This is a genomic window from Nostoc sp. (assembly GCF_036917415.1).
In the GTDB taxonomy this organism is placed as follows: Bacteria; Cyanobacteriota; Cyanobacteriia; order Cyanobacteriales; family Nostocaceae; genus Nostoc.
Genome location: NZ_JBALDJ010000061.1, coordinates 1 through 11704 on the forward strand (window position 1 = coordinate 1; position 11704 = coordinate 11704).

Here is an 11704-nt window from a genome sequence, read left to right on the forward strand (position 1 = left end):
ACAAATGACAAATGACAAATGACAAATGACAAATGACAAATGACAAATGACAAATGACAAATGACAAATGACAAATGACAAATGACAAATGACTAAATTAATTTTGCTGATTGGTAGCAACGGTCAAGTGGGTAAGGAACTACAACAAATACTCTCATCTTATGGCGATATTATCTCAGTAGCACGCCCAACAGTAGACCTTGCCCAACCCGATACCCTGTGCAAAGTTATCAGATCCAAGCAGCCGCAAATCATCATTAATGCCGCCGCTTATACTGCTGTAGATAAAGCCGAAAGTGAACCCGAACTTGCTACCGCTATAAATGCTACTGCACCCCTAATTCTTGCCCAAGAAAGCCAAAAATTAGGAGCTTTTCTAATTCATATTTCAACTGATTACGTTTTTGATGGTAATGGCTGTAGCCCTTACCAAGAGACCGATGCGACTAATCCCTTGAGTGTCTATGGTAAAACCAAACTTGCTGGAGAAGAAGCTATTCAAAAAACTTGTGCCCATCATCTTATTCTCCGCACTGCTTGGGTTTATGGAACCTTTGGCAAAAGTAACTTTGTCAAAACCATGCTGCGACTAGGTGCAGAACGCCAAGAACTCCATGTTGTTGCCGATCAAATTGGTAGCCCAACTTGGGCGCAAGATATAGCGGCAGTTATAGCCCAGATGATTCCCCAGTTAACCCCAGAAATTAGCGGCATTTATCACTACACTAATAGCGGCGTTGCTAGCTGGTATGACTTTGCCGTTGCTATTTTTGAAGAAGCACAACAACTAGGCTTCCCTTTGAAAGTTGAACGTATTGTCCCCATTACAACTGCCGAATATCCGACACCAGCCCGTCGTCCTGCTTATTCCGTCCTTGCTTGTGGAAAAATTTCCGCAATTTTAGGGACTTATCCTTCCCATTGGCGACAAAGACTTCGGCAAATGCTTCAAGATTGGGTATTGGGTACTGGGGATTGGGGATTGGGGATTGGGAAAACTCTTCCCTAGTCCCCAGTCCCTAGTTCCCAGTCCCTAGTCCCCAGTCCCTATCCCCTTTTTAATACTCCCGTTTCATATTGCATGGGCAAAACATCTAAAATATCAGTTTGGGAACAATATTTTAAATCTTCTTGACAGTCAAGGCGCAACAATCGTTGACCGTGACTAGCTTGGTGAAGTAATCCTAATAAGTTATCTTGCCATTGAAAGTAAAGAGCGATCGCACTAATTACTTCATCGTTACCAGCAAGTTCTTCAGATGACAACTCGGTTTGCTGCAAAATACTATGAGCGATCGCACCCGCACAAACTGTATCCTCTAAAGAAAAACTGCCTTCCCAACCGGAACCGACAATCCACACTGTCTCTGGTTGCTTATCTAAGAGAAATTGCACCACTGCCGCCCGGTTAATCAAGGCTGCTGCTAATACATTTGGGGAGTCTTGTACCCGTTGTAAAGCACGAGTGCCATTTGTAGTACTGATAAACAAACGCCGCCCTTGGACTAATTCTGGTGTGCAGTCGAGGGGAGAGTTACCCAACTCAAAACCAGCTACTTTCGCGCCACCGCGTTCTCCAGCCCGCAGACGTTTTTCGGCAGGCCATTTTTCGCTAACTTCAATTAACCGCTCTAAATCGCTGAATACTTGTACAGCTTCGCCTCCAGCTGCCAAAACTGTCGCAATTGTGCTAGTGGCTCGCAAGACATCGACTGCGATCGCACATTCTGGCGCTTTACCCGTTGGAGTCAATTCAGGAGTGTGGTATACGAATAGCTTCACGCGCTGGATACACCTAGTTTAATAATACTGTCGCAAATAACATTTTACCTAGTTGGTGTCACTAACTATAGTTACAATTGCTCCAGGAAAATTTTTTACCATCAAAATACAAAATGTATCTCATTCAGAGCTAATTTGTAAACTCAAGTAAAGTACTTGTCTAATAAGGGTTTCAGGAATTTAAGTCAATACAGCACTTATTCGCTGAAACTTAGACCTAGTAATGAGTTGAGTACCCTTAAGATTTTCTTTACGAATCAGCTCTCAATACTATAGATGGGAGTGGGGACTGGCGAAGAAGCAAGGGAGCAGGCTTGCTGTGAGGTAGCCGAATGGGAGCAAAAGAGCAAGGGAGCAAGGGAGCAAGGGAGACAAGGGGGCAAGGGGACAAGGTGACAAAAGTTTAGAACTTACAACAAGTCTTTCCCCTTGTCCCCAATTCTCCAAGTCACCTTGTCCTCTTTCCCATACCCAATGCCCAATGCCCAATGCCCCAATGCCTCTTTTCAATCCCCAAGGTGGTTTCATACGAAAAAAGAAAAATACATAAGTCTTGATTTCTCGTGAAAGTGGGATGGCTTTTTCCCTCTCTCCAAGCCTCTCCCCCACGGGGGGAGAGGCTTTGAAACACAGTTTTAATTTTTCTTTGCTTGTATTAAACCACCCTGCTCTGCCTCTTTTCAATCCTTAATCAATATTCAAAAAGCCCATTTTTATGATTTTAGACTTTCAGACTTGCTGCACTATCTTGTAATCTAAAACAAGAACAGACCTTCTAAATGGGGAAAAAGTTACAGTTTCAAGGTTACAGCCCAAAAGAACAAATATTCATTCATTCCCTACTCCCCAGTACAGACGCGAGATTAATCGCGTCTCTCCCACTCCCCACTCCCCATTGAAATTGCTATGGCACCTTTACCCGACTATCGCCCGAAACAACTATCTTTAGGCCCGTTAGAAGCGGAAATTTTAAATATCATTTGGGAACTTGGTTCAGCCACAGTCAAGGATGTACACGATCGCATCCTCGCCGATCCCAACCGCGAATTAGCGTATACTTCTGTCACCACCATTTTACGTCGCCTCACTGATAAAGGTTGGCTGGCTTGCGACAAGAAAGAGCGGGCATTCTATTGGCGGCCAATGCTGAGTAAGCAGCAATCAGAAGTCATCAAAGCTCACGAGCAGTTACAGCGATTTTTGGCAGTGGGGAATCCCGATGTTGTCGCAGCCTTTGCTGATAGTCTGGATGAAGCAGCTAGCGAGCAAATAGCAGCGATCGCTAAACGCATTCAATCTGCACGCCAAGCCAGGGAGGAACAATGATCCATCTAATAATGATTTTGAATGCTTTGGCAGTTGCCTGGTGGTTAAGATCCTCCTGGAATCAACCCCAAGGTAATTGGAGTCGGCGGTGGCAGCGATCGCTATTTTTGTTTCTCTTTCCGCCTTTGCTAATTTTCATGACTGCGATCGCTGTGCTGTTCATGGGGCCTCAAGGAGAAATGGGCGGAATGTATACAGGCTCAATTAGCTATTTACTAGCATTAATTTATTTGGCATTTTTTGCCATTTCATGCATTAAACTTGCTTTCCAAGGTTGGCAGTCTGTAGAATCTGCCCGTAACTGCCCCTTAGTGAATGTTGGCGATAGACGAGCCAGACTGCTGCAAACGGGGGCGCTGTTTGCAGGTCAAATTGGTTTTTGGCAACCAGAACTAGTGGTTAGCCAAGGATTAGTGCAAACTCTCTCACCGGCTCATTTAGAAAGCGTCTTAGCCCATGAGCAAGGACATCACTATTATAGGGATACATTCTGGTTTTTTTGGCTGGGTTGGGTGCGTTCCTGCACAGCATGGTTGCCGAATACAGAGCCTTTGTGGGAAGAACTGTTAGCTTTGCGCGAACTCCGTGCTGACGGTTATGCAGCATTGCAGGTAGACCCTCTGGTGTTAGCGGAATCACTTTTATTAGTGGTTAGTAGCAGCCCAGTTTTATCAGAAATTTGCTGTGCTGCATTAGGTTCTTCTGGTGCAGATCGCTTAGAACAAAGAGTAGAAGCTTTATTAGCACCACCAGAAGCAACCCCAGAAGCTCAATTACAATCCTGGCATGGCTTTTTGTTGGCGTTCCTGCCTCTACTGACTGTGATATTTCATAGTTAAGTTGAATTTAGCAAGCTATTACAGCACGAAATCGTGATGTTTGTAACGAAAATTATGATGTTTGTAACAAAATCGTGGTGTTTGTAACAAAAATCATCTTGTTTGTAACGAAAATCGTAGCGTTGGTAATGAAAACGTAGTGTTTGTAACAAAAATCGTGACGTTGGTAATGAAAACGTAGTGTTTGTAACGAAAATTGCGATAACAACAAATTAACAAGCGGTAATTACGAATTACGCTTATTCTTCTTCAAGCAACTGTTCTATATATTTTTGCACTAAAGGCACTTGAAAGGCATTGCCTTCTTGAGTCAAAATCTCTTTTCGCGCTAGTTTGCGGACAACACCTTTATCTTGCGGTGTGGGAGTTTCCCCGTGGATTATCCGCCGAAGCAAATTGCGATCGCTCTCTGCTAAACTCGTCCATAATTCCCGAAAATACTGAACGCCTCGCTCCAGCACGCCTAACAACATGCCTACCGCCACATCTTGCGGCACGCCTGATAAAAATTTAATTGCAAACATAGCAATCCAGAAGATATAGATGATAAAAGAAAAGTTTTTGAGATATAAATCATCTCCGAAAAATAAAAATTTCTTTGTATTAATACCACGTTTTAGAAACTTTCCTATTAACCAGCCCAACCAGAAAATCGAGCCTAAGAACCACCAGTTAAATGACTCTCCACTAGCGAACTTATAAGCTGGCCCAATGAGCAATAAAGAAAATATTGACGCTAGTTCAGTTAACCACCAAAATTGCCCAGCATAGCGGCGTAAACGGGGATTTGTATGAAATTCAGCTTGTTTCTTAAAAGGGTTATCTGTTGGTTTTAGTTCTGGATGGATATCACGTAGCCAGCGCTCAAATGTAAAAGGCTTAAAGTAAACCCAATAAAGCAGACGGAGACATTCAGCCACATAATTCCAAAAGCCTGATATTGGAGACGTTTTACTCATGGCTACTTTATCCCCAGCTTGTCACGCACAAAATCCCAAACTTCATTCCAGCGCACCACACCCACCAAAACCAAAACTGGTAAAAGCAGCATGACTAATCCAGTAATCCAGTTACCGATATCACCTACAGTTACACCAATGAATTGGGGTATCTTACCCAGACGCACTGGTAAATCCCAAACTAACCAACGCAGCCATAATTGCCATTGCTGTCCGTTGGATGGGGATTTAGCTTTAGTAAGCTGTTGTTCAAACTGCTGTTTCGCCCACTTGATTGGCTTGCCTTGTTGACGTGCTTCCCACAAATAGTAACCAGCCAATTGCAACTTATAAGGATGACGATCGCCCCATTGCTGGGCATCACTCTGTTCACCTACACTCAAAGCTGCACCATTAGTAGACCGAGTTGGTAAGCGCGACAGTTCAATAGCCTCATCTGTACTTAGTTCTTTCAAATAAATAGTGTGACCAATATTGAAAAAACTAGAGACAAACCGATGCTTGTTAGCATAAACATCCAGCTGTTTACGGGAAGCCACCACTAGCATCAAGGCGTTGCTATCCATCAGCGATCGCAAATTGTCATAAAATCCATTATCGAATTTATCAGGATATTTCAAAAGGCTTTCAAAATCATCCAGACAGAGGACGGGTAGCTTTCCTTGCTGTTTCCATTCCTTAACCGCATCTGAAAATGCTTGACGATTAAGCGGTTTACTCTTCCAAGGATTTTGCAGACTGCGGTGTTGCCATCCCTGAACGTGATTCAGTAAACCTTCAGCTACAGCCTCATAGAAACCCGTTTCAGTTTGGCAATCTACGCCCCGTAACGGTAGGTAAATAACCACATAACGGTTCGCGTCTAATCCTCGCTGCTCCCAAGTCCGAACGAAATAATACAGCAACGAAGATTTACCAATGTGCTTCTCACCAACTATATTTATACTTGTAGGCTGATCGCCCTTCATCCGAGATGCGATCGCGTGTAATTCATCTTTACGACCGACAAACAGCCTGGGATCTTCAATCATCCCCGCAGCCACAAAAGGATTGTCAGGCAGCGCTCCAGAAGCCATGTAAAGCGTTATCCTAGTTTCAGTAATTTAAGTGCAATCACTTAAAACAATAGCACTAGCCCCATAACATCTTTGTGATTTGGTTGTTGGGTATGTGCTTTTGCCATATAATGACAAGTCACAACGATTCCTAACACGAGATTAAAAAGCAAATCATTTCAATCTGTTATATAGAAATCTAAATTTGGTATATGTAGCTCTTTTGAGTAAAGACTACAGTTACAACAATGAGACTCAAAATATTAGAGCAAACTCCAACATTATTGAAACTACAACTTAAGCCAGCAGCCATCCTCTACTGGTTATTTGGCGGATTATTTGTAGTAGGAGGCGTTTTGTTAATAACAACACTGGCAAAGACAACTACTTTTACTTGTAATCGGGTTGAATCCACTCAAGCAAGTTGCCAATTAATCACCAAAAGTATTTTAAAATCTCAAGTTAAAACTTGGAATCTCAAAGACGTGCTAGGTGCAAAACTAGACACTAGTACGACAGCTGGGAATAGTTATCCCTTGCTACTTATAACGAGAGATGGTTCAATTCCCATAGATTTAGTAAATGCAGACAGCACTCACAAGGAATCTAAGGCTAGACAAATCAACGCCTTTCTTAAAAACTCACAAGAACCAAAATTAATTATTCATGAAGATACTCGTTTTTGGACTTATCCTCTAGGTTTCTTCTTAATTGCAAGTGGTGCTGTTTGCATTATTTATCTGCTAATGAATAATATAATTATTTGCATTTTCGATAAAACTCTTGACAAAGCAACTATCGAACGTAAAGGTTGGCTTGGGCAAGAAGTTATTGAAGCTAAACTCTCAGAAATATCAGGGCTGAATATGGATGCAGTTGCAATTGACACAGTAACAGGCACAAGTTCAAACAGTTATAATATTGTCTTAAACTTGGTATCTGACAAAAATATTTATTTGGCTGCTGGCCCAATGTTTACTGCTAAGAGTGCAGAACAAACCATTGAAGCGATCGCCAGCTTCCTGAAATCAGATTAACCTCAGAGCAACGCCTTTAGCACCTTTGCCAAATACTCATACTGCTCTAAAATATTGTATTGTAAATCTGTGCCCAAATCCTTACCAAAAGCCGAGTCAAGCGACCACGAACCTCTGATAAATAATCCAGAATCAAAAATTTAAAATCCAAAATTGCTAAACTCCCCAGGCTGGATTCGAACCAGCGACCAATCGATTAACAGTCGATCGCTCTACCACTGAGCTACTGAGGATCACTCACGATTTATAATCTTAGGGCTAAAAATAGGATTTGGCAAGTACTTTCGCCAATATTTTTTTTAGATGTTTAATTTAAATAATTATTTACAGCCAAAATCTATTCAGGAAATTAAGCAGAGACTGTTAAATACTAAATATCTACTACAATCCCATTCGTAATTCAGCCAAACGCTGCCGCGCCTTTGCATCAATGGCATTAGCTAAAAACCTACTCTTCGATTGTTTGCGCGTATGATACTTTTGTCGCATCCGGCAGACAGTGGCTTCCACTTCCCCACAGAGTTGTTGTGCTGACAACCATTCAGCCCCATAGCCTTGTATCATCAACTGCTGTGCCCGATCTGATGTAGCAACAATCACACGAGAAATCAAAGATTGAGCTATTTGCTGGCGAAAAGAAGCGCAGGATTTTTCAATATAAGTATCTGCGGTTTGCCCAAAATCAGTGTAATAAACAGATAAAAGCTCAGTAATAATTTCTTTATTACTAGAGGTGTTCTGATATTGGGCATCAAAAACTATCTGAGTTGTGTAACCTTGAAACGCACTATAACCAGTCATCGCTTCCACAAGTTCGCCCCGTGCTGCCTCTAATCCAACGCTATCACGCGTTTTTTTAAGGCAAGGCCAAGCGCCTATGATATTGTAGCCGTCTACTAACAAAACGGCTTGGAGTAAGGAACGGGGCATGGTTTTTAATCACAATTTTCTAGAGTTAACAAAATTCATTCATAAGTTTTATAATAATTGATGCATTGTCTGTAACACTATGTTACACAAAATAAAAAATACCGTAGCCTCACAAAACTCAAACCTCAGATAGACACACCAACTTAAAACGCGCCTTTTAAACAAAGGCGCGTTACAGTTCTTTTTTAGTAGTATTCAGGAGTGCTGAATGCAATGAATTTTACTTATTTACTCAGCACTCAGCACTTAATTAAGAGGCTTCGCTGTGTACCTCCATCAGACGTTGCTTGAGACGTTGGGCTTCACCGCTATCTACCAGAGAGCCTTTTTCTAGCAAGAAAGCGCCGTCACAGTAATTTAACTCATCTAATCGATGTGTTACCCACAGGGCTGTAATACCTCGACTTTTGACAAGGCGACGGACACCAGCAACTAAATCCAACTGACTATCTGGATCTAGTAAGGCTGTGGGTTCATCTAATAATAAGACTTCACAGCGACGGGCGATCGCACCTGCGATCGCGACTCGTTGTTTTTGTCCCCCAGAGAGTGCATAGATAGGGCGTCGTTGCAGGGTAAGCAAATTCACCGCTCCTAGCGCCTCCTCAACCCTGGCTCTAGTGGCAGCAGGTGGCAACTTTTCTTCCACCAATCCAAAAGCCACATCAGCACCAACCGTTGGCATTACCAGTTGATGATCCGGATTTTGGAAGACAAAACCAACAGGGTGCAAAAGCCGAATTTCGCCAGATTCAGGAGCTAATAACCCTGCCAGCAGTCTCAGTAAAGTAGATTTTCCACTGCCATTTGTACCCAAGAGCATCCAAAACTCACCTTTGGGTACTTCTAAAGAGCAAGATTTGATAACTTTCTCTCCATTAGGCCAACTGAAATTTAAATCCTTGACTTCAATGCCCACTTGAGCCATTTGTCAACCTTGGTTACTCAGCAGCTACAGCAAAAAAGCCAGGTGGTCTGCCGCCACCAGGGGTTGTACCATCTTTCTGAACAATCTGCACCCCAGAAATTTCACTAGCGCGGACAGCAATTTTTTTCTCTGTCTTACCTTCGCACTTGAGTTCTACAATGTCAGGGTTCCCAGAACGGATTGCTGCCAAAATTAGCTGATAGATAGCCTCAGCATCCTCTGCTGACTTACGTTGTACCGAGATAGGAAAAGCAGTGTTTCTGATGCTTAAATCGATGGTAAACATTTAGCAATAATCAAATTTAACTGTGGACTCATTTTAGCGTCAGCTGACTGATTGTAGGGAAATGAGGGTCAGGCATGGGGAATGGGGCATTGGGAAGAGACTTGGGGACAAGGAGAATTGGGGACAAGGGGAAGGGAAAGACTTGTTGCAAGTTCTAACTTTTGTCACCTTGTCCCCTTGTCTCCCCTGCTCCACTACTCCTCTGCCCCTCTACTCCCCATTTATCACCTCATCTGAATCAAAAATTAATTTTTATGAGAAAACCCCTAGAAAAATTAGCAATTTACACCTAATATGATTAAAGGTGTGTAAAAAATTGTAAACTAGGTTAACAACCCGGTTAACTTTCTGCTTATAGAAGGCTTTTTTATGGCCGTCTATAATACAGATACAACCTGTACTTATAAACATTTGGAGATTTGTTCTAATGACCATCGCAGTTGGACGCGCGCCCAGTAGAGGGTGGTTTGACGTTCTAGACGACTGGCTCAAGCGCGATCGCTTCGTATTCGTAGGTTGGTCAGGGATACTACTATTCCCCTGCGCCTTCCTAGCACTAGGCGGTTGGCTGACCGGCACCACCTTCGTCACCTCTTGGTACACCCACGGATTAGCCTCCTCCTACCTAGAAGGCTGTAACTTCCTGACAGTGGCAGTATCCACCCCCGCCGATAGCATGGGACACTCCCTATTGCTGTTGTGGGGGCCAGAAGCTCAAGGCGACCTCACCCGTTGGTTCCAATTGGGTGGTTTGTGGCCATTCGTGGCACTGCACGGAGCCTTCGGTTTGATTGGCTTCATGTTGCGGCAATTTGAAATTGCGCGTTTAGTAGGGATACGTCCTTACAACGCCCTCGCCTTCTCGGCTCCCATTGCAGTATTCGTCAGCGTATTCCTGATGTACCCCTTGGGACAATCGTCGTGGTTCTTTGCACCCAGCTTTGGGGTGGCTGCAATTTTCCGATTCCTACTATTCCTGCAAGGGTTCCACAACTGGACACTCAACCCCTTCCACATGATGGGTGTTGCTGGCGTATTGGGTGGTGCTTTATTGTGCGCCATTCACGGAGCCACAGTCGAAAATACCTTGTTTGAAGACGGTGATGGTGCTAACACCTTCCGTGCCTTCAATCCCACCCAGTCGGAAGAAACCTACTCAATGGTGACAGCAAACCGTTTCTGGTCACAGATTTTCGGGATTGCTTTCTCAAACAAGCGCTGGTTGCACTTCTTTATGTTGTTCGTACCAGTCACAGGCTTGTGGATGAGTGCCGTCGGCATCGTCGGTTTAGCACTCAACCTGCGGGCTTATGATTTCGTCTCCCAAGAATTACGGGCGGCGGAAGACCCGGAGTTTGAAACCTTCTATACCAAAAACATTTTGCTGAATGAGGGTATCCGCGCTTGGATGGCTCCTCAAGATCAACCCCACGAACAATTTGTATTCCCTGAAGAAGTTCTACCTCGCGGTAACGCTCTCTAAGAATTAAAATTTGACCATGACCTAAATCAGGTTTGTGGTTGGCAGAAATTGACATACCCAGATTAAAATAATCTCCTTGTAATCAGCCAAGAAAGTGTCAATTTTCAAAATTCTCCAGTAATCTCTCATCAAAAGGTGGGAGATTTTTTCTATATATGGTTAATATCTCTAAATTTATATGTTATGTTAGTTATAAGGTTATGAACCCAGAGTAAATCCTCTGCCCTTTTGAAACTAAGACCGCTTAGGCAATAAGGAGGTGATGCCCATGATAGAAAGTAGTAAATGCATGGGTCATCAGGTTGCAGTTAGCCGGCTGTGTGCCGGAGCTGTTCTCTAAAAGTTAGCCTTAGTTATCTTTGAGATACTAAGTTAGCTCAAGTAGCTAGGCAAGCTCGGAGTTCCTTCCGGCAGTCTGGTTGCAACCTGAAGACCCGCTAGACCGCCCTGAATTAGATCGCCCGATCTAATTCAGGGCGGATAGTTTTTTATAGGTGATTTTTGCTCGATCGATAGTTATTTTTAAAAGATAGATAACGATTGCTGTCGCGAATAAAGCCAACCTATTTAAGTTTTCTAAAAAGAATAAATATTTTACATTAAACCTTGGAATATGACCAAATGTGAGAAATAGCGTCTATATGCCAAGTCTGATTTAAATCTAGACATACGCATTGTGGCTTAATTTATCCTGCCATACTTTCTGTGTGCAGAATAAAAGGGGTTTGCCTTCGTCAAATGCAAAATGTAACAAATTTATATATAACTAGGAATTTCTTGATATGGCACAACTACTCACCGAAGCGGAAATTCAAGAACAAACAAAGGTTCTGTCAGATTGGACTGTTCAAGACTCCAAGTTGCAGATTACCCGCACATTCAAAGATTTTATTGAAGCAATTGAGTTTGTCAATAAACTGGTTGAACCGGCTGAATCAGCTGGACATCATCCACACATAGAGATTTCCTACAATAAAGTGAAGATTACACTTACAACATATGATGCAGGCGGATTGACGCAGCTAGACTTTGATGTAGCACAGGTGATTTCCCAGATAAACTAAGTGATTTCTTCTAAC

The 11704-nt window shown here is 42.9% G+C and carries 12 protein-coding genes and 1 tRNA gene; 6 read left to right on the plus strand and 7 right to left on the minus strand.

Annotated features, from left to right (window positions below; genetic code table 11):
- The first annotated feature begins 88 nt into the window (after positions 1–88).
- Entirely contained in the window at positions 89–1009 is a 921-nt protein-coding gene (gene rfbD / locus V7K41_RS11690) for a dTDP-4-dehydrorhamnose reductase (RefSeq protein WP_334848235.1), read from the plus strand.
- A 38-nt stretch (positions 1010–1047) separates the two neighbouring features.
- Here rfbD and V7K41_RS11695 read toward each other — a convergent pair whose 3' ends face one another.
- Positions 1048–1782 (minus strand): 2-phosphosulfolactate phosphatase family protein, encoded by a 735-nt coding sequence (locus V7K41_RS11695; protein ID WP_334848237.1) that lies wholly within the window; start codon positions 1780–1782, stop codon positions 1048–1050.
- 906 nt (positions 1783–2688) lie between these two features.
- Between V7K41_RS11695 and V7K41_RS11700 the strand changes: the two genes are divergently transcribed.
- The gene (locus V7K41_RS11700) at positions 2689–3108 is read left to right on the plus strand and encodes a BlaI/MecI/CopY family transcriptional regulator (protein ID WP_104906082.1); all 420 of its coding nucleotides are present in this window, start codon (positions 2689–2691) and stop codon (positions 3106–3108) included.
- Positions 3105–3947, plus strand: a complete 843-nt coding sequence (locus tag V7K41_RS11705) for a M56 family metallopeptidase (RefSeq protein WP_334848240.1) — start codon at positions 3105–3107, stop codon at positions 3945–3947. The genes V7K41_RS11700 and V7K41_RS11705 overlap by 4 nt, the downstream gene beginning before the upstream one ends.
- Positions 3948–4186: 239 nt before the next feature.
- Here V7K41_RS11705 and V7K41_RS11710 read toward each other — a convergent pair whose 3' ends face one another.
- Complete coding sequence (locus V7K41_RS11710) at positions 4187–4906, minus strand: hypothetical protein (RefSeq protein ID WP_334848242.1); 720 nt, start codon at positions 4904–4906, stop codon at positions 4187–4189.
- A 2-nt stretch (positions 4907–4908) separates the two neighbouring features.
- Entirely contained in the window at positions 4909–5982 is a 1074-nt protein-coding gene (locus V7K41_RS11715; protein WP_334848244.1) for an ATP-binding protein, read from the minus strand.
- 227 nt (positions 5983–6209) lie between these two features.
- Here V7K41_RS11715 and V7K41_RS11720 point away from each other — a divergent pair, with 227 nt between their 5' ends.
- Positions 6210–6998 carry a hypothetical protein gene (locus tag V7K41_RS11720; RefSeq protein WP_334848246.1) on the plus strand — a complete coding sequence of 263 codons (789 nt, stop codon included), beginning with the start codon at positions 6210–6212 and terminating at the stop codon, positions 6996–6998.
- Between the two features lie 161 nt (positions 6999–7159).
- Here the strand turns inward: V7K41_RS11720 and V7K41_RS11725 are convergent.
- The 4 genes from V7K41_RS11725 to V7K41_RS11740 all read right to left on the minus strand — a co-directional run bounded on the left by V7K41_RS11725 (position 7160) and on the right by V7K41_RS11740 (position 9142).
- Positions 7160–7231: transfer RNA gene (locus tag V7K41_RS11725), tRNA-Asn, on the minus strand.
- A gap of 148 nt (positions 7232–7379) precedes the next feature.
- Complete coding sequence (locus V7K41_RS11730) at positions 7380–7928, minus strand: NYN domain-containing protein (RefSeq protein WP_322679778.1); 549 nt, start codon at positions 7926–7928, stop codon at positions 7380–7382.
- Between the two features lie 250 nt (positions 7929–8178).
- Positions 8179–8856, minus strand: a complete 678-nt coding sequence (locus tag V7K41_RS11735; RefSeq protein ID WP_292857778.1) for an ABC transporter ATP-binding protein — start codon at positions 8854–8856, stop codon at positions 8179–8181.
- A 13-nt stretch (positions 8857–8869) separates the two neighbouring features.
- Complete coding sequence (locus tag V7K41_RS11740; RefSeq protein WP_190731518.1) at positions 8870–9142, minus strand: hypothetical protein; 273 nt, start codon at positions 9140–9142, stop codon at positions 8870–8872.
- A gap of 427 nt (positions 9143–9569) precedes the next feature.
- Between V7K41_RS11740 and psbD the strand changes: the two genes are divergently transcribed.
- Both psbD and V7K41_RS11750 read left to right on the plus strand, forming a co-directional pair.
- Positions 9570–10625, plus strand: coding sequence for a photosystem II D2 protein (photosystem q(a) protein) (gene psbD, locus V7K41_RS11745; protein ID WP_322694081.1), 1056 nt, complete (start codon positions 9570–9572; stop codon positions 10623–10625).
- Between the two features lie 782 nt (positions 10626–11407).
- Positions 11408–11689: a 4a-hydroxytetrahydrobiopterin dehydratase gene (locus tag V7K41_RS11750; protein WP_334848257.1), complete on the plus strand. Its 282-nt coding sequence runs from the start codon at positions 11408–11410 to the stop codon at positions 11687–11689.
- Positions 11690–11704: the final 15 nt, after the last annotated feature.